This is a genomic window from Candidatus Palauibacter sp., from assembly GCF_965222475.1.
Taxonomy (GTDB): domain Bacteria; phylum Gemmatimonadota; class Gemmatimonadetes; order Palauibacterales; family Palauibacteraceae; genus Palauibacter.
The window spans coordinates 843,833-868,685 of record NZ_CBDCUB010000008.1 but is presented as its reverse complement, the minus strand read 5'-3'; the positions used below and the strand labels follow the sequence as shown (position 1 = coordinate 868,685).

The window sequence follows — 24,853 nt, the reverse complement described above, 5'->3', positions numbered from 1 at the left end:
GACCGAGCGCAGGTACGGCGCGAGCGCCGGATGGAACACATCGCCGCGTGGACCCGCGACCTGCTCTCCGTACCACCGAAGGAGGACTGACATGCGACGAACCCCCGGTGCCTTCTTCAGCGTCTGCTTCGTCGCGGCCCTGGCGCTGGGGGCGAGTCCCGCGACGCTGCTCGGGCAGGGCGGGCTCGACGTCATCGTCCAGGACGCGGCGAGCGGCACCGGGCTGCCGCGGGCCCAGATCTCCCTGCCGGGACTCGGCTACGGCGGGATCACCGACGTCGAGGGCCACTTCCACATCGCAAACCTCCCGCCCGGCCCGCTCGAGGTGGAGGTGCGCCTCCTCGGCTACGGCATCGAGCGGCGCGAGGCCACGATCGTCGACGGCGAGGTCGTGACGCTCGAGCTGCCGCTCGTGCAGACGGTCATCTCGGTGGCCGGGCTCGTCGCGGTCGGCAGCCGCTCGCGCCCCCGGACGGCGACGGAATCCATGGTCCCGATCGACGCCATCGCCCCGTCGGAACTGATGGACCAGGGGGACACCGACATCGGCGACCTCCTGAGGACGACGGTCCCCTCCTACAACATCAACCCGCAGGCGACCGGGGACGCGGCGAAGATCATCCGGCCGGCGAATCTCAGGGGGCTGGCGCCCGACCACACGCTCGTGCTCGTGAACGGGAAGCGGCGGCACCGGGCGGCGGTCATCACCTGGATCGGCAACGGGGTCGCCGACGGCGCGCAGGGGCCGGATCTCTCGAGTATTCCGGCGATCGCGCTACGGCAGGTCGAGGTGCTGCGCGACGGGGCGTCGGCGCAGTACGGGTCCGACGCGATCGCCGGCGTGATGAACTTCCACCTCAAGGACGCGCGTTCCGGCGGCGCGCTCGAGGTGCGGAGCGGCGGCTTCGCCGACGGCGGCGGCGAGGGCTACACGATCTCCGGCAACACCGGACTCCCCCTCGGCCCGACCGGGTTCGCGAACCTGAGCGCCGAGTACGGCCGCTCGAACTCGACGAGCCGCAGCGTGCAGCGGGGGGACGCGGAGGTCCTCGTCGCGGCGGGGAACACGCACGTGCGCGACCCGGCGCAGATCTGGGGCGCGCCGGAGATCGAGGACGACCTCAAGCTGTGGGGCAACTTCGGCTACTTCCTCGGTAGCAGCACGAAGATCTACGCCCACGCCAACTACGCGAGCCAGCAGGTGACGGGGGGTTTCTTCTTCCGGAACCCGAACACCCGGAGCGGCGTGTTCAGCCTCGACGGGGGCGAGACGCTGCTGATCGGCGACCTGCTCGACGCGCAGGACGGGGTCCTCGACGGCTCCGCCGGCTGTCCCGAGGTCCGGGTCACCAACGGACTGCCGGACCCCACCGCCCTCGAACGCGTGTTGGCGGATCCGAACTGCTTCACCTTCCAGAGACGGTTCCCGGGCGGCTTTACCCCCCAATTTGGGGGGGATGTGCGGGATGCCTCGCTCGTGACGGGTGTCGAAGGCCAGGCCGGGCGACTCCACTGGGACGTGAGCGGGAACTGGGGCCGGAACGAGGTGGACTACTTCATCTTCAACACGGTGAACGCCTCGCTGGGCCCCGAGACGCCGACCGAGTTCGATCCGGGGCGGTACCGGCAGGTGGACATCGACCTGCACGTCGACGCGGCGTACACCGTGAGCGACCTCCTCGACCTCGCGGCGGGCGTCGAGTGGCGGGACGAGCACTTCACGATCGGACTCGGCGATGAGGCGTCGTGGACGCTGGGCCGGCTCGCGGCCCAGGGATTCAGCGCGGGTTCGAACGGCTTCCCCGGCTTCAGCCCGATCGCCGCCGGGGACTGGCACCGCACGAACACGGCCCTCTACGCGGACGCCGAACTCCGGGACTACCGGAACGACCGCTGGACGCTGGGCGGCGCCCTCCGCTTCGAGGACTTCGAGGACTTCGGTTCGACGCTGAACGGGAAGCTCGCCGGCCGCTACGGGCTCACCCGCGCACTCGCTCTCCGGGGCAGCGTGAGCACGGGCTTCCGGGCGCCCACGCCCGGCCAGCAGAACGCCTTCAACGTGTCGACGCTGTTCGACCGTGAACTCGGGGACCTCGTGAACAGCGGCACGATCCCCTCCACGTCGAGAGTCGCCGCGTTGGTGGGCGGGGTCCCGCTCGACGCCGAGAAGTCGCGCAACTTCGCGTTCGGCGCCGTGCTGGGCGGCGGCGGGGCCTTCCACCTGACGGCCGACTATTTTCGCGTCGCCCTGTCGGACCGGATCGCGCTGACGCAGCGCTTCAATCTCACGCCGGACGAGCAGACCCGGCTCGTCGAGGAAGGCATCGTGAGCGCGCGGAACCTGCAGGAGTTCCGCTTCTTCACGAACGACTTCAGCACGCGCACGCAGGGCGTCGACGTCGTCGCCACCTACGCGCCGCCCGCCCTCGGGGGCGGCACGTCGATCAGCTTCGCCTTCAACCACACGAACACGCGCGTCACCCGGTTCGATCCGGAGAAGGTGGACGACACGCGGATCCGTCAGCTCGAGGAAGCGCTCCCGGCGACCCGCTGGCTCCTTACGGGCAAGCACGCGCTCGGGCGGCTGGGGCTGATGGCGCGGGTGAGCTACTACGCGGGCTGGTTCGACGCCCGGGACGACTACTCCTATCCCGGCGAGATGCTCCTCGATCTCGATGCGTCCTGGTCGATCAACGAGTCGCTGACCCTCTCCGCCGGCGGGCAGAACGCGCTCAACCACTACCCGGAGGAGAATCCCGGGGCCACGTTCTCGGGCAACCGCTACGGTCCGGGATCACCCTTCGGCTCCAACGGCGGATTCTACTACGCCCGTCTCGGATACCGCTGGAAGTAGGGGCGCCAGGAGGGGCCGGGGTGGGGATCGAACCCACGACCTGCGGATTAAAAGTCCGTTGCTCTACCAACTGAGCTACCCGGCCGGAAGGCGAAGCTAACACGATCGCCCGGGGTGTTCACCTCGCGGCTCAGCCCGGCGGACGCGGCGGGGGACGCGCCGGCGGACGGGGCAGTCCCAGGATGATGTCGAGGGACGCGCTGTCCGCCGCCAACTCCGGCGGAAGCCCGCCGGAGGCGTCGCGCAGGATGGCGCGCACCTGTCCCGTGGCGCGGTCGCGGATCAGCATCGCCCGCGCTCCGTCCGTCCGGTCCAGCGTGGCCACGCCCCCCGGGCCGCGCAGTTCGATCCGGTCCAGCGCCTCCGTCCACGCGGGATCGAAGGGGATCGCGACGGCGAAACCGCTCCCCCCCTCGCTGGTTTCGCTCGGCGTGAGGCTCACGGAGAACAGCGTGTCCCCCTCCGCGTCCAGCCCCCTCAGCCGGTAGGGGCCCGGTGGCTCGGGCAGCCGGACCGCCCCCTCGTAGGCGAAGGCGGGTCCGAGGACGATCTCGCCGTCCCGGACCCCTCCGGACACGAGGAGCACCATCGGTTCCCGAGGCGGTTCCTGAGGCGGCGGTCGCTCCTGCGCCGAGATGTCGGCCTGGAATGCCCTGCACCCCGCTACCGCCAGCGCCACCGCGACCGCCGGCACGAGTCTGGTTCGTTTCCCCCGCTCTGTCCCATTCATGGTCGGAACGTACCCCCGACCCCCCGTCGTGCTCCAGCGGAACGTTCCCGCGGGAACGTTCCCGCCCGGCCGGGACCCCGCCAGTCAGGCAACTGGCTGAAGAGGACGTTCCCGCGGGAACGTCTCACAGATCGGCGGAGGGACTTGCGGAGCGCAGCCATAGGTATGAATGAGGTAGTGCCGGCGGACGGGGGCCTCCTCGTTCGAAAGCGGTCCGCGGCCCGGCACCCCGTCGACCGTGTGTACGGCGTCCTTGAGACCGGCGGGACCACAGACGACTACCTCGAGGAGATTCGGGGGAGATGATCACGGCGGTGGACACGAGTGTCCTGCTGGACATCTTCCTGCGTGACCCTCGGCACGGCGCCGCATCGAGGGAGTGGCTGCGGGAGGCCTACGACGCGGGGGGGATCATCATCTGTGACGTCGCGTACGCGGAACTGGCCCCGGCGTTCCCCGACCGAGGGGCACTGGACCGGACGCTCGGCGAAGTCAATGTCGTCGTGTCCGCGATCGACTCGGATATGGCTTACGACGCCGGGCGCCGCTGGAAACGATACCGGGAAGCCGGCGGTACCAGAGAGCGAATCATTACGGACTTCCTCATCGGCGCGCATGCGGTGGCGGCGGCCGAGCGCTTCCTGACGCGGGACCGAGGCTTCTTCTCCTCCTGTTTCCCCGAACTCGACAGCTCCTGAGCGGGGGGTCACCCGCGGCGCGCGAGGCCCCCGTAGTGCTCCAGCATGAAGCGGCGGATTACGCGGGCGGCCCGGGCCGCGTAGGCTCGCTGGTTCGCGGGCGTGTCCCGCAGCCCCGGGAAGTGGTGCTCGAGCTGCATGCCGCTGATCACCTCACCCTCCGTGAGCGACCCGTGTTCCCGCGTATTGTAGCCTCCGGTAAAGTAGGGCGCGTCGCCGGGGGAAGGGTCGCCGGGGCTCGGCACCGACGCGACCCCTTCCGCCTCGAGCAAACCCCCGAAGGAGGTGGAGCCCCGCAGGAGCCGCGAGAAGGGGAGCGGCGAGGCCCGCCCCAGGGCGCGGATGCTCGTGCGCGCGGCGACCCGCGCGCCATCGAGCGCCGCATCCGGCTGGTTCAGTTCGTCGGCCGTGAGCAGGTATCCCAGCTCGATCCGGTCGATGTCGTGCGCGTGGCCGTGCATGTCGAGATACAGCCCCGCCCCGAAATCCGCCGCCACGGCGGTGCGGGCCGACTCGATCCAGCCCTGGAACTCGCGCCACGCCTGCTCCGCGAACGGGTTGGCCTCGGCGGCCTCCCCGATCTCCCGGTTCGGGTCGAGTTTCGTCCGGCGAAGGTGGGAGAGGATGACGTGCGGCGCGCGCCCCGTGAGGTCGATCAGGGCCCCGCGCAGGGCGAGCGTGAGTTCCACGGTGTTGAGGTCCGTGACGTGGGTCCCGAACCGACGATCGGGGATCTCGGCCGGGGTCAGCCCTCCGCCGTGTGGCGCCGACAGAATCACCGGCAGGTCGCCGGGGACGTACTCGACGTAGCCGTTGCGGCCGAAGTAGCTCCGCCCCGGTTCGAAGCGGACGACTTCTTCGGGGACAAAGACTTCCAGCCGCGCGGTGCCCCGAACCCCATCGATCGTCGCGGCGACCCGGGTCACGCCGGCGCCTACGCTCCGCACCACCGCAGTCGATGGGCCGACCCGGGCACCCGGGGGCACGATGGCGGCGACGCCGGGATCTTCCACGGACCACCGGGGCGTGCGGGTCACCACCGTCCCGTTCCCGGCGCGGGCGATGGTCGAGAACGTCGCTTCCCCACCCTCTCCCACGATGAGGGCCACGCCGGGGACGACCTCCACCGAGGCGACACGCGGCTCGTCGACGCCCGGCGGCCCCATTTCGCCGCCGCACGCCAACGCCAGGCACGCGGCCGCCACGCGCCACGCGTGGGACCGGCTTCGCCCGGGAAACGTTCCCGCGGGAACCCCGCCAGTTGGGCAACTGGCCGAAGCAGACGTTCCCGCGGGAACGTCGCTACCGCGCACGGCGCGCGATCCAGCCCCCGTAGAGGAGCGAGCGGAAGTAGCGCCGCACGTCCTCGAACCCCGCGCGCGCCATCAGTTCGCGGATGCGGGCTTCGGAGGCCCAGTGGATGCCCGCGTCGATCCTGGCGCGGAACTCGACCCGTTCGGGGCCTCCCATCCCCTGGATCTCCCAGTAGCGGCTCCAGGCCGTGAAGAGTTCGTTGAAGTCGGGGGCGGCGCGATCTCCGTGGAGTTCGAAGAGGACGAAGGGGGCGCCCGGCGCGAGGCGATTCGAGATGCCGCGCAGCAGAGCCTGCTTGGCGCCGTCGTCGGGGAGGAAGTGCATCACGTTGAAGCAGGTGACCGCGTCGAAGTCGGCCGCATCGAAGTCGGCCGCGTCGAGGTCGTCCACCGTCCCGTGGATGAGCGTGACGCCGGCCTCGACGCCGGCCTCGCGCACCCGGTGCTCGGCGATGTCGAGCATCTGGGCGGAGAGATCGACGCCGGTCAGCCGCCACCCCGGTTCGGCCCTCTTGAAGGTGACGATCTCGATCCCGGTGCCGGCACCGACGACGAGCAACCGCGCGCGGGGGCCGAGGCGTCCCTGCAGGAGGGCGAGCGCCTGGCGGAACGAGCTCAGGTAGCCGGGTATAACGGTGCGGGCGAGCCGCTCGTAGACGTCGCCGTAGGCGCCGTCGAAGTCGAAGGGTTCCGGACTCATGCGCACAAGAGACTCGGGGCGCGAGGCTCGCTCAAGGCCTGAACCCGGCGCGGCGCGGAGCTCGTACGGGAGACGGTGAGCGTGGGGCGGTGAGCGTGTTGAGATTCTCGGTGCCTTCAGGCACGATGGTATAGATGAGAACGACAGGATTTGCGGCGAGGGGATCCGGCTTCGTGGTTGCGGCCGCGGTCCTCGCCATGGTGGTCTCGGAGGGGTGCGGTTCCATTGGAGCGGGGGCCGACGCCGCCGCGGCCGGGTCGGCGGGCCGGTCGGCTGGCCTTCGCGAGCCCGCGGTCCCGGACGTCTCCGTCCGACCCGAGGACCGGATCCGGGGCGTGTCCTTCTCCGCCCCGCGACGTGAGATGGCGTCCGACGCTCTCCAGCCCGCCGTGGCGGCGGGGGCGGACTGGGTCGCCGTCATCCCCTACGCCTTCGTGGATCCCGCCGATCCCCGCGTCGCCTTCGACCGTGAGCGCCAGTTCTGGGGCGAGACGGCGGGCGGCGTCGCGAAGACGATCGAATACGCCCGAGGCAGCGGGCTCTCCGTCCTCCTCAAACCTCACCTCTGGGTGCGGGGCCAGGGCTGGCCGGGCGAGTTCGAGCCGCGCACCGCCGAGCAGTGGGAGACGTTCCTCTCCGACTATCGCGAGTACATCCTCCGTTTCGCCGAGGTTGCGGACTCCATGGGTGTGGAGATGATGAGCGTGGGCACCGAGGTGGACCTCGTGGCGCTCGCGCGTCCCGACTACTGGCGCGCGCTCATCGCCGATGTGCGGGCGATCTACGGCGGACGGCTCACCTACGCGGCGAACTGGGACAAGTACGCGAAGATCGAGTTCTGGGACGCGCTCGATCTCGTGGGAGTGGACGCGTACTTCCCGCTCGCCGACGACCCGACGCCCGCGGTGGAGATGCTGGTCGAGGCGTGGCAACCGTGGAGCGACGAACTGCGAGAGGTGGCCCGGACCACGGGCAAGCCGATCCTGTTCGCCGAGTTCGGATACCGCAGCGTGGACGGGGCGGCGGGCCGCCAGTGGGAGTTGCCGGAGGGACGGCGAGCGCGGGGACTGCACTCGAACGGGGCGGCGCAGGCGGCGGCCTACGAGGCGATGTTCCGGGTGTGGTGGAACCGGCCCTGGTTCGCGGGCGGGTTCGCCTGGAAGTGGTATGCGGGCATGCCGTCGGCGGAGTGGATCGCGACGGACTATTCACCGCAGGGGAAGGCGGCCGAGACCGTCATGGCGAGCTGGTACGAGGGCGACGCGAGCGCCGGAGCGCGCCCCGCCTTCCCGATGCCGCTGAGAACGCCGGTCACGGCGGGGGTGGCGGCGGGGGCTCCCGGTCCAGGTCGAATTCCGTCTGGAGGACGCCCCGAAAAGTGACCCGATGGTGCGGCGTCGGGCCGTACCGGCGGATCGCCTCCATGTGGTGCCGCGTCCGATATCCCTTGTTCGAGGCCCAGCCGTAGAGCGGGTAGCGCGCGTCCAGGCGCCGCATGAGGCGGTCGCGCGTGACCTTCGCGAGGATCGAGGCGCAGGCGATGGAATGCGAGGCCCGGTCTCCGCCGACGATGGAGCGGTGCTCGCCGAGTTCGGGGACGGGATTGCCATCGACGAGGACGAGGTCCGCCTCGACCGGCAGGCGGTCGAGCGCCCGGCGCATGGCGACGATGGTCGCGGCGCGGACGTTCAGGCGCTCGATCTCGCGGGTGGAGGCGGCGGCGACGCGCCAGGCGAGGCTCTCGGCGCGGATGCGGAGGGCCAGTTCCTCGCGGCGGGCCGGGGGGACCAGCTTGCTGTCCGTGCAGCCCTCGAACTGCTGGCCGGGGTGGAGGGCGACCGCTCCCACGACGACCGGGCCGGCCACCGGGCCGAGACCGACCTCATCGATCCCGACTACCACGCGGCAGCCCGCGGACCAGCCCCGCTCTTCATGGTCCAGCGGAGCGGAGCGCGCGGCGGACCGTGCGGGCCTGGGCGGCCGGGGAGGACCCGTCAGCGGCTCTCCTTCTTGTCGAGCCACCACTTCCGCTCGGGCACCCGGGCCCGCTTGCCGCGGCGCTGGCGCAGGTAGTAGAGCTTGGCGCGCCTGACATCGCCCCGGCGGACGACCTCGAGCCCGACGATCCACGGCGAGTGGAGCGGGAAGATGCGCTCGACGCCGACGCCCCCGGAGATCCGGCGCAGCGTGAAGGTCGCGTTGACCCCCGCCCCCCGGCGAGCGATGCACACGCCCTCGAACGGCTGGATGCGCTCCTTCGTGCCTTCCTTCACGCGCACGCGGACGCGCACCGTGTCCCCCGGCGCGAACGCCGGAAGGTCGGAGCGCTTGTATCCCTCCTCGATCTCGGCGATCCTGGGATCCATCGTTCGTCTATCCTTGTTTCTCTCTTGTCGAACTCGTGTGTCGAACTCGTGCCACGGGAGGGTCGCGGCGGCGTGACGGTCTGCGGCCGCAGCCCTCTATTATAGCCAGATCAGTCGGCCGCGTCGAGATCGAGGAGGTCGGGGCGGCGGTGGCGGGTGGCGCGGTCGGCCTGCCCGGCCCGCCAGGCTTCGATGCGCGAGTGGTCGCCCGACCGCAGCACGCCCGGCGCCGACCGGCCGTCGTGCTCGGCGGGCCGGGTGTACGAGGGAGCGGAGAGCAGGCCCTCGTAGAAGGAGTCGGAGGCGGCCGAATCGTGGTCGCCGAGCGCCCCGGGGAGGAGGCGCACCACGGCGTCGATGACGACGAGCGCGGCCGGCTCGCCCCCGCTGAGGACGTAGTCGCCGATCGAGACCTCCTCGTCGACCCACTGCTCCGCGACGCGTTCGTCGATCCCCTTGTAGCGCCCGCAAAGGAGCGTGAGGTCGGACTCGAGCGCGAAGCGGACCGCGGTCCGGTGGTCGAATGGACGTCCGCGAGGGGAGAGTGAGACCACACGCCCCGGGGCCTCGAGCGCGCCGAGCGCCGCGTCGAACGGCTCCGGCTTCATGACCATCCCGCCGCCGCCGCCGAACGGTTCGTCATCCGTCGTCCGGTGGCGGTCCGTCGCGTATTCCCTGAGGTCGATGAGACGGTAGTCGACGAGCCCCGCCTCGCGGGCGCGTCCCGGGATCGAGAGTCCCAGCGGACCCTCGAGGTATTCCGGGAAGATCGTGATGACGTTGATGCGCATCGGAATCAGATGTCGAGCAGGCCGGCCGGGAGCGTCATGTGAAGTACGCGCCCGTCGATGTCCATTTCCACCACGAAGTCGGCCTGGAAGGGGATCAACCGTTCGCGTCCGGCCACGTCCAGCGCCAGGAGCGGCCCGCCCGGCTGGTCGTAGACCTCGCGAATCGTCCCGATCGTCTCGCCCCCCTCGCGCACGGACATGCCGACCAGGTCGTGCAGGAGGTAGCCGCCGTCCGGCAGATCAGGCAACTCCTCGCGCGGGACACCGAGGTGCGCGCCGCGCAACGACTCGGCGGCGGTGCGGTCCGCCACCTCTGGGGCCGTTACGAGCCAGCGTCCCGAGTGGAACCTCGCCGTCTCGAGGGTGAGCGCCTCGGGGCCGGCCGCTGGGGGCGCGACCCGTTCGCCCGTTCGCGCAGGTGTGTCGCTGACGAGGCGGAGCCGCCGGCCCGGCCGGAAGAGCGCCTCGGCGTGATCCGTCTCCGCCTCGAGGAGCAGCGCGCCGCGGATCCCGTGGGGCCGAACGATCCGGGCCACGATCACGGGAGGATCGGAGGTCGCCACGGCACCGTCGGGGGCGTGCGGCCCGGCGTCAGTCGTCCGCGTCGTCGCCGTCCGCCGCATCGCCAGCCTCGTCGCCGTCATCCGCCGCCGCCTCGGCCTTCGCTTCGGCCTCCGGCTCCGCTTCGGCCTCCGGCTCCGGGGGGGCTTCCGGCTTCGGCATGGGGCGCTGGGAGGTGCCGCGCCGGCCGGGCGGCGGTCCGATCTCCACGATCGCGGTTTCGAGCGACGCCGGGTCCACGCCGTCGTGGAACTGCCGCCACAGGCCCGTCTTCCGGAGCAGCGAACGCACCGTGTCGCTCGGCTTCGCCCCCTCGTTGAGCCAGTGCAGCGTGCGCGCGGCGTTGATCCGCACCAGCGAAGGCTCCGTGCGCGGGTTGTAGAGCCCGAGCCGCTCGATCGAGGGCCCCGACGTCCCTTCGCGCTGGTCCGTCACGATGATGCGGTACGAGGCCGCCTTCTTCGCGCCCACCCGCTTGAGTCTGATCGTTGTCGCCATTCTGTTCTCCGATTCAGCCGATCAGCCGGCCGAAGTCTCCGGGCCCGCCGCCTCCCTGCATGTGCGGCATGAGCTTGCCCATCTGTTTCATCATCTTCCGCATCTCGCGGAACTGCTTGAGGAGACGGTTCACTTCCTGCAGGGGACGTCCCGACCCCTTCGCGACCCGCTTCCGCCGCGACCCGTCGAGGATCTGCGGCCGGCGCCGCTCCTCCGGCGTCATCGAGAGGATGATCGCCTCCAGGTGCCTCACCCGTCGAGGGTCGACGTCCGCCTGGTCCAGCATCCGCGCGTCGATCCCCGGCATCATCTTCAGGAGACCCTTGAGGGGTCCCATCTTCTGGATCTGCTGGATCGACACGAGGAAATCCCCGAGGTCGAACTCTCCCTTGCGCGCCAGCAGCTTCTTCTGCAGCCGCTCCGTCTCGCCGAGGTCGACCGTCTGCCGGGCGCGCTCGACGAGGCCGACGATGTCCCCCATCTGGAGGATCCGCCCCGCCATGCGCTCCGGATCGAAGAGCGTCAGGTCCTCCGGGCGTTCGCCCGTCCCCACGAAGCGTATCGGGACGCCGAGCACGCCGTAGATCGAGAGCGCCGCCCCGCCGCGCGCGTCCCCGTCCATCTTGGTGAGGACGACGCCGGTGAGGCCCACCGCCGCGTGGAAACCCTCGGCGATGCGGACCGCTTCCTGTCCGGTCATCCCGTCCGCCACGAGGAGGACCTCGTGGGGGCCCACCGCCGCCTTCACGCGGCGCAGTTCGTCCATGAGCGCTTCGTCGGCCTGCAGGCGGCCCGCCATGTCGAGCAGCAGGTGCGTGACGCCGCCTCTGCGCGCCTCGTCCAGGGCGCCGCTCGCCAACTCCGCCATGTCCGTCCCGCTCGGGCGCGCCAGGAGCGGGACCCCGACCCTCCCGGCCAGCGCCTCCAACTGGTCCGCCGCGGCCGGGCGATACGGGTCGCAGGCGACGAGCGCGGGCCGCCGTCCCCGTCCCTCCTTGGCGAGGCGCCGGCCCAGCTTCGCGGCGGTCGTCGTCTTCCCCGACCCCTGCAGCCCCACGAGCATGATCACCGTGGGCGGCACGGAGGCCTCGAACGGCTCCGGCACCGCCTCGCCCAGGAGCGCGACCAGTTCGTCGTGCACGATCTTCACGATCTGGTCGCCGGGGCGGACCGACTTCAGCACGTCCTCGCCGAGGGCCCGCGTCCTCACCCTCTCGAGGAAGTCGCGCGCGACCCGGAAGTTGACGTCCGCCTCGAGCAGGGCGCGCCGCACCTCGCGCAGCCCCTCGTCCAGCATCTTTTCCGTGATGACGCCGCGTTGACGAAACCGCTTCAGCACGCCGTCGAGACGGTCACCCAGACGTTCGAACATCCACCGCTCTCGGAAGACTCATCGGACCCTTCGGGCCCTTCGGGCGGCCCCGAGGGCCGCGCGGGTCCGGCCGCCGCAGGGCATCAAAAAAAACGCGATTGGAGGATCTCCATTCGCGTCTCGAGAAGCCGCGGGAAGCACCCGCACCCGATCCGTAAACAACCGCGAAGTTTAGGGATTTCCTCCACCCCAGGCAACGACGCATGGTTGCGACACCCCGCATGGCCTGGCCTGGCATGGCATGGTTCCCTGCCCTACCCGGAACGGTTCGAGGGCGAAGACATGAACTGGCGAGACCACATCACCGTCGATCCCGAGGTTTGCCACGGGAAAGCCTCTTGCTGCCGTGGGGTTGTTGCTGGAAGTCCCTGTGAAGCCTTATGCCAATTCAACATCACACTTTCAATTGGCATAGGCCGACACAGGGGCACCGCTTCGAGTGGTACGCTCCGTTGTCGGTCATGAGCTGGCCGATCCTACTCCGCGTTCAGCTGGCGGCGCCGGTGGGGAGGGCGATCGTCTCGCGGCGGGCGGCGCCGACGCCCACGAACCGGATCGGGGTCGCGCATACCTCCTCGAGGCGGGCGAGGTAGCGGCGCGCCGCGCCCGGGAGGTCGGCGAAGCTCCGGCAGCGGGTCGTGTCCGTGGCCCAGCCCGGCCAGCGCTCGTACACGGGGGAGACGCGCGCGAGATCCGAGACGGAGTCCGGGAACGAGGCCACGGGCGCGCCGTCGCATTCATAGCCCGTTGAGAGGTGGATCGTCTCGAAGGTGTCGAGCACGTCCAGCTTCGTGACCGCGAGGCTGGTGAGGCCGTTCACGCCGGCCGCGTGACGCGCCACGCTGGTGTCGAACCAGCCCGGGCGGCGGGGCCGCCCGGTCGTGGCGCCGAACTCGCCGCCCAGCCGCCGCAGGCGTTCGGCCTCCGCCTCGGCCAATTCCGTCGGGAGCGGGCCCGCCCCCACGCGCGTGATGTACGCCTTGACGACGCCCAGCACCCCGTCGATCAGCGTCGGGCCGATCCCGGCCCCCGAGGCGGCGCCACCCGCCGTCGTGGTCGAAGATGTGACGAACGGATACGTCCCATGGTCGATGTCGAGCAGCGCGCCCTGCGCTCCCTCCAGCAGCACCCGGCCCCCCGCCGCCAGCCCGGCGCGGATCTCCTCCCCCGCGTCCGCCGAGAGCGCGACGATCTCCGGGCGCACCGCCTCGAGCCGCGACATCACGTCGTCCGCGTCCACTCGCCGCTCGTCCCCGAGTCCCGCGAGCGTGACGTTGGCGCGCGCCGCCGCCCCGCTGACGATCTCGTGCGTGCGGTCCACGTCCCGCAGATCCCCGACGCGCAGCCCCGTGCGGGCGACCTTGTCCCGGTACGCGGGGCCGATCCCCCGCCCCGTCGTCCCGATCTTCGCCGCGCCCCGACTGTCCTCCTGCGCCGCGTCGAGCAGCCGGTGATAGGGGAGGACGAGGTGCGCCCGCCGGCATACGCCGAGCCGCCCGTCGAGATCGATCCCCCGCTCGCGGAGCGTGTCCATCTCCCGCGCGAGCACCCACGGATCCAGCACCACGCCGTTCCCGAGGAGGCAGCGAGCGTCCGGATTCAGGATCCCGGAGGGGATGAGGTGGAGGATGAACTCGTCCTCGTCGGCGCCCTCGCCGACCCGAACCGTGTGCCCCGCGTTGGCGCCACCCTGGTAGCGCGCCACGATCGTGGCCTGCTCCGCGAGCACGTCCACGATCTTCCCCTTCCCTTCGTCTCCCCACTGCGCGCCCACGACCACCAGGCAGCGCACATCGTCGCTGAACATTGGGTTCTCCGTTCGCCTACTCGGACTTCGTCTCTGAATTCGCGCGGATCTCGCTCATTACCGCCCGGCAGATGTTCGTTACAAGTTCGACGGAGTCTCTTGGCTTGTCATACATCCGCGAGTACGGAGTACTGTAACTTGCGTCAGAGACGCTCCGCTGATTGATCTCCGCAGCGAAGCGAGCGGTCGAGGAGTCCAGATACCAGCGGACTTCCAAACGCAAGGATCCCACCCCCGCCGCATCACCAAGGTAACCCTCCCATTCATATGTGAGGGTCAATACTACCTCTGGCTCCCCGAGAACAACCCCCGGCACCACGACATATTCGCGACTCCAATCTTCCCACTTCGATCTTTCCAGGAAGATATTGCTGAGGCCACCAACCCCGCGCCCGCCGGTATGCAGCGTCGACTTCGTACGCGAGACACGAAACAGCGGCGTGAAGTTCTTCACCCGACGATCAAGCTCTTGCGCAGTCGGCCGAATCAATAGCTCGTAAGTGGCGTCCAAGATCTCAGTGTGGGTCTGTGTGCGTTTCGTCTGCCCCCTCACGAAGATGGAGATCTCCTTGTCGATGTCGTCGGGCTCCCGGAGCGACTCGCCGCGGGCCGCGCGCATACCGAGATCCAGTGACCAGAGGAGTTGGGTCAGCATGAACTCCTCCAGCGGTTGGTTGTTTCCCGCGTCTGCTCGTCGAAGGGCAGCGATATACCGATCCCGATCCTTGCTCTCGATGACTATGGGAGGGAGGTCTTTCCGAAGCAGGACGTAGTTGGTGAGCAGGCGAGCCGTGCGGCCGTTACCGTCGTCGAACGGATGGATGTCGACGAACGACGAATGCAATTTCGCCAAGAGCGTGGGGAAGGGATAGTCCTCCCGCGTCAGGTTCCGCCGGAACCGACGCACCCAATCCTCCATCAGCGCAGGCGTTGCCTCGGGTTCGGCGAACCGATGGAGTTCTCCGCTGGCCGTCCGTACGTGGTTCGGTTGTTTCTTGTATTCTCCCGGTATGATCCGCTTGCGGGTGGGCCGTCCGTCGGGCGTCTCGGCGGACTTCCAGAAAGGTTCCTTGAGCAGCGTCCGGTTCAGTTCCCGGATGTCTGCTTCGGTCAGCGGTTGCTCGGCGGCGGCGAGCCGGCGTACGAGTTCGATCGCGACATCGTGCGCCTTCATCTCCTCATAGTCGCGAAGGGGATGCGAGCCGGCGGTCTGCCCGTGGATGAGGAGAAGTACGGTCTCGTCGTAGGTGAGCGTGTTCCCCTCGATGTGGTTGCTGTTGTAGTTCCACTCGAGGCGAAGCTTCCTCCACAGGCGTTCATCGTCGTCGCCGGCCATCTCTTCGCGGGCCTTGTGCCACGCCGAGATCGCCGCTTCGAGGTTCGCCAGGGCCTCGTGCGCGATGCCTTCAGTCCCGTTGCTCATGCCCCAATATGGCGAGTCGGGGACAGATTCGGGCGATGCTCAGGCGGAGACGCCGAGGGCGGCGGCTTCGAGGGCGCCATCGACGACCGCCAGCTTCGCGGCGTCGGCCGGCTGCAGCGGGCTGCGCGGGGAGCCGCCGTAGAGGCCGAGGCGGTCGAGAGCGGCCTTGACCCCGGCGACCCCGCTTCCCGCGACGACCGTCTTGTGGAGCGGGGCTACGCGCTCCTGCATGGCCCCGGCGCGGCGGTGGTCACCCTCCCGCCAGGCGTCGAAGATCTGGCAGCACGAGCGCGTGGCGATAACGGCCACGCCGAGGATGCCCCCCACCGCCCCCGCCTCCAGCGCCGCGTAGAGGAGCGCTCCCGAGCCCACGAGCACCTGCGCGTTGCGGCCGCACGCCTCGACGAGCGCGCCGAGGTTCCGGAGGTCTCCGGATGAATCCTTGATCCCGATGATGTTGGGGTGCTCGACGAGCCGTCCCACGAGATCCGGCGTGAGGTGCACCGGCACGAACTGTGGGATGTGATAGAGGATGACGGGCACGGGCGACGCGTCCGCCACCGCGAGGAAGTGGTCGCGCACCACGCCCGGCTGCATCGCCTTCAGGTAGTAGGACGGAGAACGGACGAGGATGGCGTGCGCGCCGAACGCGGCCACCTCCCGGGTCACGGCGATCGCTTCGCGCGTGGACTCCGCCCCGGTGCCGACGGTGAGCGTGCGGTCCCCGATTCGCGCGGCGGTGGCCTCGACCAGCGCGCCGAGTTCGCGGCGGCTGAGCAGCGGCGCCTCGCCCGTCGAACCGGCCACGACGATGCCGGCGATCGGGTGCGAGAGCCACTCCCGCAGGTTCGCGTCGTAGGCGTCGAGGGCGACCCCTCCGTCTTCGGCGAAGGGCGTGGCCACGGGCAGATGTACACCGGAAAGGTCTCTCATGGGATTTCCGAACTTGGAGTTTGGGGTCGTTCGGGGGTCATGGACGTTCCCGCGGGAACGCTTTCGAGCATCATCGCGTTCCCGCGGGAACGCGGTGAGACATCGTACTCAGTGGCCGCGGGCCTTGTCCACCCGATCCTGCGGCGGCCGGTCGCCGATTCGGATCCTCGGGGGGGCCGAGGTATCCGGCCTCGATGAAGGCCATTATCCCGAACAGACCGCCCCACGAATGGAAGGGATCGCTCGACAGGCGGTCATCGTCACTGGTACCCGTAATCGATGAATAGTTCTCGCTTACGTATCCCTTCCGGCGCCACTCGCTCACGAACCCACATCCTGGAGTTCGAGCGTGTTCTTTCCCGGGTTGAACGGCACGCCCTCGTACATCGGCGAATCATCCATGCCCGATTCGTATCCGGCCGTCCGCACGGAGCGGAGGGCCGGTTCATCGAACGGGTTCGCGGCCGCGTGGGATCCATAGCTGAGGAGCCCCTGGTTCAGCCTCTTCCGCAACCACCAGCGGTTCCAGCTCAAGAGCGGATCGAAGACGGCCTCGACAACCATCTCCGGGCCGGGCTGGATCACCTCGGCGGGGATCTCCACGTTGGCGGAGAGGTCGAATTCGCCCTCCGGCACTTCCGTCGGAATCGCGGACGAACCCGCCGGGATGTCCACCGCATGGATTTCGGCCCCGTCCACGAAGAACGTGGCCCGGACCGGCGGGATCATCGTGCCGGTCTCCCGTTCGGACATCACGAAGACGCGCGGGAGCGCGCCCTCCCCGGCGACGAGCGGAACAGGGTACTCGCGCGACTGCGCCGCCTGCGTCAGGTAGGCCTCGGCTTTCCCCTCCGCCCCGCATGGCTTGATGCGGTACTTGAGGACCGCCGACTCCAGCCAGTCACGGAGAGTGGGCGTCTGAGGGACGCACAGCCCGGTGCCGTCCTTGAGCGAACTGCGGTTACGGGACATCTCGGATACCCGCGTCGATGGCCCCATTCCCGAGAGCCTGGGGGCTCTGGTTCACTGACAACGAGATCGATGGACCTCTCCCCGCGGAACTTGGCCAGCTTGACTAGAAGGTACGGAAGGGCCGGCCGCCCGCCGTATACCGTGGGTCAGCGCCCCGGTGTTCGGCGGTGCCAGAGCCACATGCGATACGTGAGATCGCAACGGACACGAGACCGGCCCCATGGCGAAGAAGAGCAAGCTGTACGTCGGGATGGACGTTCACAAGGACACGGTGATGGTTGCGCTGCTTCCGGCGGAGGCACCGGAGCCGACGGTGGTGAAGCGGTTGCCGAACGAGGCGAGCAAGATCAGGCGGTGGTTGGGCCGCATATCGCGGGAGGGGGAGGTACGGGCCTGCTACGAGGCGAGCGGGGCGGGCTACGTGCTGGAACGGGCGATGCGGCACTGGGGCTACGAGTGCGAGATCGTGGCGCCGTCGTTGATCCCGCGGCGGCCGGGAGACCGGCGCAAGCACGACCGGAGAGGTCTTCACGGTCTTCGTTGCATGCGATGAACTCGCCGTCGCGCGGCGGGATGGCGTTCAGCCACGCCCGGAACCCTTCGTCCCGCACCGTGCACAGCTTCGTGCCGCCATAGTGGAGCGTCCGGATGCCCAACTCCGAGAGCGAAAACGGGATCGGACCGGAGAGTCCCGCGTTGCCGTCCAACCGCAGTTCGGTGAGGAAGGCCAGATCCCCGAGGTTCTCCGGGAGCCGCCCCTTGAGCCCGTTCTCGCTCAGCCGCAGCGCCGTCACGCGGGACTCCGCATTCGCCGCGACGCCGTGCCAGCTTCCGATCGGCTCGTTCGAGGCCCAATTCGTATTGTTGGTCCAGTCTGGGCCGGAGGCGCCGTCGTACAGGTCGATGAGAGTCGCCCGATCCAGGCTTCGCACGGTGACGGGGGCGGTCGTCGCGGCCGGCCCCGACGTGGCGGTGAGGCTCGCTTTGCCCGCCTTCAGGCCGGTCACAAGCCCCGTCCCGTCCACCGTCGCGATCGTGGGCTCGCCGCTCGTCCACGTCACCGCGGCATCGGAGATCGGCTGCGCGCGATCGTTGTAGACGGTCGCCTTCACGCGGACCGTATCGCCCGCCGCGACGGTGACCTCCGCCGGCTCCAGCGTGACCCTCGCGGGCACGAACGCCGTCGGTGGGGCAGGTGTTGTGGGCCCCCCTGGCGTGGTCGTATCGTCGCCACAGGAGAGGACCGCCAGGAGAGCACCGAGCGTCGCCGCCACACGTCCCCGCCGGGAGCCGAAGGATCGCCGGGGCACACCCGGGGTGCATGCCATCATGGCACCGCCTATCGACCCTTACCGGGACGGATAGTGTCGGTCCGGTTCCCCGGCCGCGCCTGTTTCGCGCCTTCCGGAAGACGCGGAGAGGCGCCCATGGGTGGCGGCCCCGCCGGGTTCGCCGCGCTCGCGCCGATCTCCGTGCCGCTCGCATACGCCCAATCGAAGGATGCCGTCCCCTCGCTAACGGCCCCGAGCCAGATTGTCTCCACGCTTTCGAGCATGTGGTCCAGGTCAGCACCCTTGAACGTCTGGTTCGCGCTGTTCAGTCTGAACAGTTCCACGCCTCCCGCGAGGAGAGCGAACTGTCCGTTCCGGTGCAGGAGAGTCATCTCCGTGAATTCGTTCACGTCATCGTTGATCTCATCCGAGTAGCCGGAGAGATTCGTTATCAGGATGTAGTCATTCACTGCGAGATCAAAGACATGCAGGACGTAGTTGTATTCTCCGAACGGCCCGATCGCCAACCGCCAGAAGAGGAACCGGGGGTGGGCCATCACAAACCACGCGACCACGCCCTCGCCGGCTGTGCCCCGGGCCATGCTCACGCCGACCTTCCAGTCCGTCACCGGGGCGTCAAACACGCGATCCGCAGATCCGATTTTCCCGGTGCCGTCCGGCGTCACGTACAGAACCCCGTCGAACACCTCAGCCGTGGATCTGAAGAGGTCCCAGTCGTCCAGGCTGGCGGCTGTATCGAAGTGGTCCCTGAATCCGCCGCCCTCCTCGGCGATGACCTCCACGTTCTGAGTCGCCGTCAAGCCGTCCGGGTCCGAGGCGGTCACCGTTACCGTCGCCGTGCCCGCCGCCACCGCCGTCAGCGTCAGGACGCTGCCCTCCATGCTGACCGGCACCGCCGCCGTGTTGCTCGACTCCGCCGCGTATGTCAGCTCGTCATCGTCCGGATCCCTGAAGAACCAAAACATGTTCACGGTCACGGCGTCGAACTGCTTCACCGTCTGCGCGGGAATCGTCCCCAACGCCTCCGGCGCGCGGTTGGCCGCCTCGACCGTCACCTCGGCGCTCTGCGCCGCGGTCAGGCCGTCCGGGTCGGACGCCGTCACCGTCACCGTCGCCGTCCCCGCCGCCACGGCCGTCACCGTCAGGCTGCTCCCCTCCATGCCGACCGTCGCCGCGGCCGTGTTGCTCGACTCCGCCGCGTACGTCAGGTCGTCCCCGTCCGGATCGCTGAAGAACGAAGACACGTCCACGGTCGCCGTCTGGCCGGCCGTGATCGTCTGCGCGGGGATCGTCCCCACCGCCTCGGGCGCCCGGTTGGCCGCCTCGACCGTCACCTCGGCGCTCTGCGTCGCCGTCAGGCCATCCGGGTCGGACGCCGTCACCGTCACCGTCGCCGTCCCCGCCGCCACGGCCGTCACCGTCAGGCTGCTCCCCGATATGCCGACCGCCACCGCGTCCGTGTTGCTCGACTCCGCCGCGTACGCCAGGTCGTCCCCGTCCGGATCGCCGAAGAACGGCGACACGTCCACGGTCGCCGTCTGGCCGGCCGTGATCGTCTGAGCGGGGATCGTCCCCACCGCCTCGGGCGCCCGGTTGGCCGCCTCGACCGTCACCTCGGCGCTCTGCGCCGCGGTCAGGCCATCCGGGTCGGACGCCGTCACCGTCACCGTCGCCGTCCCCGCCGCCACGGCCGTCACCGTCAGGCTGCTCCCCGACATGCCGACCGCCACCGCGTCCGTGTTGCTCGACTCCGCCGCGTACGCCAGGTCGTCCCCGTCCGGATCGCTGAAGAACGCAGACACGTCCACGGTCGCCGTCTGGCCGGCCGTCATCGTCTGAGCGGGGATCGCCCCCACCGCCTCGGGCGCCCGGTTCGCCGCCTCGACCGTCACCTCGGCGCTCTGCGCCGCGCTCAGGCCGTCCGGGTCGGACGCCGTCACCGTCACCGTCGCCGTACCCGCCGCCACGGCCGTCACCGTCAGGCTGCTGCCCTCCATGCCGACCGTCGCCGCGGCCGTGTTGCTCGACTCCGCCGCGTACGCCAGGTCGTCCCCGTCCGGATCGCTGAAGAACGAAGACACGTCCACGGTCGCCGTCTGGCCGGCCGTGATCGTCTGAGCGGGGATCGTCCCCACCGCCTCGGGCGCCCGGTTGGCCGCCTCGACCGTCACCTCGGCGCTCTGCGCCGCGGTCAGGCCGTCCGGGTCGGACGCCGTCACCGTCACCGTCGCCGTACCCGCCGCCACGGCCGTCACCGTCAGGCTGCTGCCCTCCATGCCGACCGTCGCCGCGGCCGTGTTGCTCGACTCCGCCGCGTACGCCAGGTCGTCCCCGTCCGGATCGCTGAAGAACGAAGACACGTCCACGGTCGCCGTCTGGCCGGCCGTGATCGTCTGAGCGGGGATCGCCCCCACCGCCTCGGGCGCCCGGTTGGCCGCCTCGACCGTCACCTCGGCGCTCTGCGCCGCGCGTCAGGCCGTCCGGGTCGGACGCCGTCACCGTCAACGTCGCCGTACCCGCCGCCACGGCCATCACCGTCAGGCCGCTCCCCGATATGCCGACCGTCGCCGCCTCCGTGTTGCTCGATTCCGCCGCGTACGCCAGGTCGTCCCCGTCCGGATCGCTGAAGAACGAGCGACACGTCCACGGTCGCCGTCTGGCCGGCCGTGATCGTCTGCGCGGGGATCGCCCCCACCGCCTCGGGCGCCCGGTTGGCCGCCTCGACCGTCACCTCGGCGCTCTGCGCTGCGGTCAGGCCGTCCGGGTCGGACGCCGTCACCGTCAACGTCGCCGTAGCCGCCGCCACGGCCGTCACCGTCAGGCTGCTCCCCGATATGCCGACCGTCGCCGCGTCCGTGTTGCTCGACTCCGCCGCGTACGCCAGGTCGTCCCCGTCCGGATCGCTGAAGAACGCAGACACGTCCACCGTCGCCGTCTGGCCCGCCGTCATCGTCTGCGCGGGGATCGCCCCCACCGCCTCGGGCGCCCGGTTGGCCGCCTCGACCGTCACCTCGGCGCTCTGCGCCGCCGTCAGGCCGTCCGGGTCGGTGGCCGTCACCGTCACCGTCGCCGTGCCCGGCGCCACCGCCTCCACCGTCAGGTTGCTGCCGGAGATCGAGACGGAGAGCACAGACGGGGCTGACGATGAAGCGGTGTATGTCAGCGCCCCCCCATCCGGATCGCTGAAGAACGGCGTCACATCCACGGTCACCGTCTGGCCCGCGGCGAGGACCTGCGCCGGGATCGAGCCGACCGCTACCGGAGCCACCGGTGCGGGCGGGGGAGGCGGTGGAGGAGGCGGCGGCTCCTGTGGCCCTCCGTCTCCCCCGCAAGAGGAAATCCCCGCGAGAGCCGCCAACAACAACGACGCGCCGAGTACTCTCGGCTGTGCCCCCGAACGACGTGCGGTTACGATCCCCTTGCTGCTCATGTTCACATCCCCTTCCAGTTATTAGCGCTAAGGTCCTCCGACGAGACCGGGATTTGCCAAGGTAGGATTGCGCTCCCCCCCAAAAAAGGGGGGGAGACGAAAGTGGGGCCAGCCGGGGACAGATCGGCGGGGTGCGGGCTCGGGAGGGAGCGGGCTGCATCACCCTGGGCGGGCCCCGGCCACTGGAGAGAAACCGTCCTGGCGGCGGACGGCGGACCCTGCGCGCCCTAGCGGTCATCGACAATGGCACCCCGGAACAGCGGGATGTCGCCTGCGGAAGCGGGGGGTTCACGAAAGCCGATGCTGCTGCTGAAATCGTAGCCGAGAATCCCGCCGTTGTATCCCCAACAGCGCAGCCCGCCGCCTCGCACGACCGCGCAGGTACCGTCCTCGAAGGCGAAGATCCGTTCCACAGGGCCGCCCACATTGACCGGGCCCCCGCTCAGCACGGGCTCATTGTCCCCCAGCCTGACCCACCCGGGGAGGCCGAGTTGTCCCGGCCCGGAGTCGTTGCGGCCCCAACACCACACCGACGCCGCTGCCGTCAGGGCGCAGTTGTGCCAATACCCGGCCACTATGTCTACGACGGGCGAAGGAAAGAAAAGCGGGATCGTCTCGGCGGCCGACTCATCGTCGCCGATATCCATTGTCGCACCCCGCCCGTGGCCGAGAGCACCGTAAACGTTAAGCCCCCAGCATCTGACTTCGCCGCCCTCCATGATGGCGCAAACGTGGTAACCGCCTGCCGCGAGCCTGGTTGCTCTGCCGGGAAGCGGCAGGTCGCCCATGGACTCCGGCGTCTCGTCGTCGCCGATGGGTTCACGCATGTCCCGCCCGCCGTATCCAAGACCCAGGTTTCTCACCCCATTTGGGGGGGGTCAAGGCAGGAGCGGACCCTACGCCAACCCGGCCGCCGGAAGAGGGGCCTGTCGCGGCACCGTCAGTAGCCGCGCGCCTTGTCGACGCGGTTTTCCAACGGCTCGCCGCACCGGTAGCGGGCGATGTTGCGGACGATCAGATCCGTCTCGCGCTCCCAGAAGCGGGCGGAGGTGCCGCCCACGTGCGGGGTGACGAGCACGTTCTCGAGTCCCCACAGGGGATGGCCGGGGGGGAGCGGTTCCTTCTCGAACACGTCCAGCATCGCCCCGCGCAGGCGGCGCGCCTCGAGCGCCCGGACGAGCGCCGGTTCGTCCACCAGCGTACCGCGCGAGAGGTTGATGAGGACGGCCCCCGGCCGCATGCGGGCGAATTCCGCGGCACCGAGGAGGCCTCGGGTGTCGGGCGTCTCGGGGGCCGTGAGCGCGACGTAGTCGGAGGTTTCGAGGAGGGTCGGGAGGAAGTCCGGTCCCTCGAGACGGTCGAGCTCGGGGGGCCTGGCGCCGGCCCTTCGGCGAATGGCCTGCACTCGCATGCCGAGGGCGTGGGCGCGGCGGCCGAGCGCCGATCCGATGCCGCCGTAGCCGATGATGCCGAGCGAGGCCCCGGCCACTTCGCCCGCCGGGGGCAGGGCGTGCAGCGGACTGCGCGGCGAGTTCAGCGTGGTCTGGACCCACTCGCGCCGGCGTTGCGCCCGCACCGCCACGTCCAGGCCGCGGGCGAAGTACAGGATGCCGGCCAGGGCGTGGTCGGCGAGCGAGTCCGCGTACATGCCCGCCGAGTTCGTGAAGATGACGTCGCTCTCGCGCATCTCGCGGAAGAGCGAGTTCCGCGCCCCGGCCGCGCCCGAGTGGAACCAGCGCAGCCGGCGCGCGGCGAGGAAGACGTCGCGACGGATCCCCCACCCGCAGTAGACCTCGGCGTCCGCGACCGCCTCGAGCAGTACGGGCGGCGTCACCCGCACGCCATCGCCCGAGGCCTCGAGCGCGATGCGGATGGACTCGATCTCCCACTCGGGGTCGAGCGCCTCGCGGATCCGTTCGGATGACCACGACGGCATCGACCAGTGGGGGGTCTCCGGCGCGTACATCCAGATCACGAAGCGGCGCATTCAGGCTCCGGCGGACCCCGGGGCGGACTCCGGGGCACCCGCGGCACCCGTCAGGCGAGGCAGGTCTCCGTCGAGGGTGGCGGCGCCGACGCCCATGCGGTCGCGGACGACTTCCATCGTGCGGGCGGCTTCCGCGTGCGCGCGCTCGGCTCCCGCCGCGAGAATCTCGAGGACGCGCGCCGGGTTTGCGCGCAGTTCGGCGGCGCGGGCGCGCACCGGGGCGAGGTCCTCGGCCACGTTGTCGGTCAGCATGCGCTTGCAGCCGACGCAGCCGATGCCCGCCGTCTGACAGCGGATCTCGATCTCCTCGCGCGCGGCCGGGTCCGTGAAGAACTCGTGCAGGGCGAACACGTTGCACACGTGCGGGTTGCCGGGATCGTCCCTCCGCACGCGCGCCGGGTCCGTCACCGCCGTGCGCAGCCGCGCCCACAGTTCGTCCGGCTCGGCGATCATGCGCACCGTGTTGTCCTTCGACTTCGACATCTTCGCCACGCCGTCGAGGCCGCGGACGCGGCTCCCCGTCCCGACCAGCGTCTCCGGCTCCGGGAAGAAGTCGCCGAAGCGCGCGTTCCAGCGGCGCGCGATCTCCCGCGACAACTCGAGGTGCTGGCGCTGGTCCTCTCCCACCGGCACGTAATCGGTCCGGTAGAGGAGGATGTCCGCCGCCTGCAGCACCGGATAGTTGAGGAGTCCCGCGTTCACCGACTTCCGTCCGGCGGACTTCTCCTTGAACTGCGTCATCCGTCCCAGGTCGCCCACCGGGGTGACCGTGTTGAAGAGCCAGGAGAGTTCGCTGTGATAGGGGACGTGAGACTGCGCGAAGAGCGTGCAGCGTTCCGGATCGATCCCCGAAGCCACGAGCGACACGGTGAGATCGAACACGCGGCGCAGGAGATCCTCGCGCTCGTACTCGCGCGTGATCGCGTGCAGATCGACGATGCAGTAGAAGCAATCGTACTCGTCGACCATGCGCGCCCAGCGCCGGAACACCCCGAGGTAGTTGCCGAGGTGCGCCTCGCCGGTGGGCTGGATTCCGCTGAAGACTCGCTTGCGCTGATTCATGGTGCGCGTAGTATCGCCTGGCGTCCCGCGGCGCGCGACCCTGGCCGCGACCCCGCGACTCCGG

General features: G+C 70.0%; 22 protein-coding genes and 1 tRNA gene. 3 read left to right on the top strand and 20 right to left on the bottom strand.

Translation table 11 applies throughout. The features are described 5' to 3' along the window. Window positions 1–91: 91 nt before the first annotated feature. Window positions 92–2,854, top strand: a complete 2,763-nt coding sequence (locus tag ACOQPP_RS19205) for a TonB-dependent receptor (protein ID WP_419167192.1) — start codon at window positions 92–94, stop codon at window positions 2,852–2,854. A gap of 12 nt (window positions 2,855–2,866) precedes the next feature. Here the strand turns inward: ACOQPP_RS19205 and ACOQPP_RS19200 are convergent. Together ACOQPP_RS19200 and ACOQPP_RS19195 are read right to left on the bottom strand one after the other, a co-directional pair. Beyond that, window positions 2,867–2,939, bottom strand: a tRNA-Lys gene (locus tag ACOQPP_RS19200). A 45-nt stretch (window positions 2,940–2,984) separates the two neighbouring features. Further along, window positions 2,985–3,584, bottom strand: coding sequence for a hypothetical protein (locus ACOQPP_RS19195; RefSeq protein ID WP_420637208.1), 600 nt, complete (start codon window positions 3,582–3,584; stop codon window positions 2,985–2,987). Window positions 3,585–3,886: 302 nt separating this feature from the next. Here ACOQPP_RS19195 and ACOQPP_RS19190 point away from each other — a divergent pair, with 302 nt between their 5' ends. Further along, on the top strand, window positions 3,887–4,282 hold the full coding sequence (locus tag ACOQPP_RS19190) for a type II toxin-antitoxin system VapC family toxin (RefSeq protein ID WP_420637207.1): 396 nt from the start codon (window positions 3,887–3,889) through the stop codon (window positions 4,280–4,282). 8 nt (window positions 4,283–4,290) lie between these two features. On the opposite strand, the gene ACOQPP_RS19185 is transcribed toward ACOQPP_RS19190, so the two are convergent. After that, window positions 4,291–5,487, bottom strand: a complete 1,197-nt coding sequence (locus ACOQPP_RS19185) for a hypothetical protein (RefSeq protein WP_420637206.1) — start codon at window positions 5,485–5,487, stop codon at window positions 4,291–4,293. 97 nt (window positions 5,488–5,584) lie between these two features. Then, window positions 5,585–6,295: a class I SAM-dependent methyltransferase gene (locus ACOQPP_RS19180; RefSeq protein WP_419167197.1), complete on the bottom strand. Its 711-nt coding sequence runs from the start codon at window positions 6,293–6,295 to the stop codon at window positions 5,585–5,587. A 134-nt stretch (window positions 6,296–6,429) separates the two neighbouring features. Here ACOQPP_RS19180 and ACOQPP_RS19175 point away from each other — a divergent pair, with 134 nt between their 5' ends. Continuing rightward, window positions 6,430–7,677 carry a glycoside hydrolase family 113 gene (locus ACOQPP_RS19175; protein ID WP_420637205.1) on the top strand — a complete coding sequence of 416 codons (1,248 nt, stop codon included), beginning with the start codon at window positions 6,430–6,432 and terminating at the stop codon, window positions 7,675–7,677. On the opposite strand, the gene ACOQPP_RS19170 is transcribed toward ACOQPP_RS19175, so the two are convergent. From ACOQPP_RS19170 to trpS, 16 genes are all read right to left on the bottom strand, one after another. Further along, window positions 7,607–8,197, bottom strand: a complete 591-nt coding sequence (locus ACOQPP_RS19170; RefSeq protein ID WP_420637204.1) for a ribonuclease HII — start codon at window positions 8,195–8,197, stop codon at window positions 7,607–7,609. The two genes, ACOQPP_RS19175 and ACOQPP_RS19170, sit on opposite strands and share 71 nt — an antisense overlap. A 92-nt stretch (window positions 8,198–8,289) precedes the next feature. Further along, window positions 8,290–8,661, bottom strand: coding sequence for a 50S ribosomal protein L19 (gene rplS, locus ACOQPP_RS19165; protein ID WP_419167200.1), 372 nt, complete (start codon window positions 8,659–8,661; stop codon window positions 8,290–8,292). Between the two features lie 110 nt (window positions 8,662–8,771). Then, a complete protein-coding gene (gene trmD / locus ACOQPP_RS19160) occupies window positions 8,772–9,452 on the bottom strand; it encodes a tRNA (guanosine(37)-N1)-methyltransferase TrmD (protein WP_419167201.1) in 681 nt (226 codons plus the stop codon). Window positions 9,453–9,457: 5 nt separating this feature from the next. Next, entirely contained in the window at window positions 9,458–10,096 is a 639-nt protein-coding gene (gene rimM / locus ACOQPP_RS19155) for a ribosome maturation factor RimM (protein ID WP_419167202.1), read from the bottom strand. Continuing rightward, the gene (rpsP, locus tag ACOQPP_RS19150; RefSeq protein WP_419167203.1) at window positions 10,044–10,511 is read right to left on the bottom strand and encodes a 30S ribosomal protein S16; all 468 of its coding nucleotides are present in this window, start codon (window positions 10,509–10,511) and stop codon (window positions 10,044–10,046) included. The genes rimM and rpsP overlap by 53 nt, the downstream gene beginning before the upstream one ends. A 13-nt stretch (window positions 10,512–10,524) precedes the next feature. Then, the gene (gene ffh / locus ACOQPP_RS19145; protein WP_420637203.1) at window positions 10,525–11,883 is read right to left on the bottom strand and encodes a signal recognition particle protein; all 1,359 of its coding nucleotides are present in this window, start codon (window positions 11,881–11,883) and stop codon (window positions 10,525–10,527) included. Window positions 11,884–12,370: 487 nt separating this feature from the next. Further along, window positions 12,371–13,690 (bottom strand): adenylosuccinate synthase, encoded by a 1,320-nt coding sequence (locus tag ACOQPP_RS19140; RefSeq protein ID WP_420637202.1) that lies wholly within the window; start codon window positions 13,688–13,690, stop codon window positions 12,371–12,373. Window positions 13,691–13,706: 16 nt separating this feature from the next. After that, window positions 13,707–15,026, bottom strand: a complete 1,320-nt coding sequence (locus tag ACOQPP_RS19135; RefSeq protein WP_419167206.1) for a Fic family protein — start codon at window positions 15,024–15,026, stop codon at window positions 13,707–13,709. Between the two features lie 126 nt (window positions 15,027–15,152). After that, window positions 15,153–16,046 carry a dihydrodipicolinate synthase family protein gene (locus tag ACOQPP_RS19130; RefSeq protein WP_419167207.1) on the bottom strand — a complete coding sequence of 298 codons (894 nt, stop codon included), beginning with the start codon at window positions 16,044–16,046 and terminating at the stop codon, window positions 15,153–15,155. 321 nt (window positions 16,047–16,367) lie between these two features. Next, window positions 16,368–17,018, bottom strand: a complete 651-nt coding sequence (locus ACOQPP_RS19125; RefSeq protein ID WP_419167208.1) for a hypothetical protein — start codon at window positions 17,016–17,018, stop codon at window positions 16,368–16,370. 347 nt (window positions 17,019–17,365) lie between these two features. Further along, window positions 17,366–18,193 carry an Ig-like domain-containing protein gene (locus ACOQPP_RS19120; RefSeq protein WP_420637201.1) on the bottom strand — a complete coding sequence of 276 codons (828 nt, stop codon included), beginning with the start codon at window positions 18,191–18,193 and terminating at the stop codon, window positions 17,366–17,368. A gap of 164 nt (window positions 18,194–18,357) precedes the next feature. Continuing rightward, window positions 18,358–20,760 (bottom strand): Ig-like domain-containing protein, encoded by a 2,403-nt coding sequence (locus ACOQPP_RS19115; RefSeq protein ID WP_420637200.1) that lies wholly within the window; start codon window positions 20,758–20,760, stop codon window positions 18,358–18,360. Further along, window positions 20,757–21,578, bottom strand: coding sequence for an Ig-like domain-containing protein (locus tag ACOQPP_RS19110; protein WP_420637199.1), 822 nt, complete (start codon window positions 21,576–21,578; stop codon window positions 20,757–20,759). Before ACOQPP_RS19110 ends, ACOQPP_RS19115 begins: the two co-directional genes overlap by 4 nt. Before the next feature lie 389 nt (window positions 21,579–21,967). After that, entirely contained in the window at window positions 21,968–22,567 is a 600-nt protein-coding gene (locus ACOQPP_RS19105; protein WP_420637198.1) for an RCC1 domain-containing protein, read from the bottom strand. 113 nt (window positions 22,568–22,680) lie between these two features. Next, on the bottom strand, window positions 22,681–23,727 hold the full coding sequence (locus ACOQPP_RS19100; protein ID WP_420637197.1) for a D-2-hydroxyacid dehydrogenase: 1,047 nt from the start codon (window positions 23,725–23,727) through the stop codon (window positions 22,681–22,683). Continuing rightward, on the bottom strand, window positions 23,728–24,789 hold the full coding sequence (gene trpS, locus ACOQPP_RS19095) for a tryptophan--tRNA ligase (protein WP_420637196.1): 1,062 nt from the start codon (window positions 24,787–24,789) through the stop codon (window positions 23,728–23,730). Window positions 24,790–24,853 lie beyond the last annotated feature (64 nt).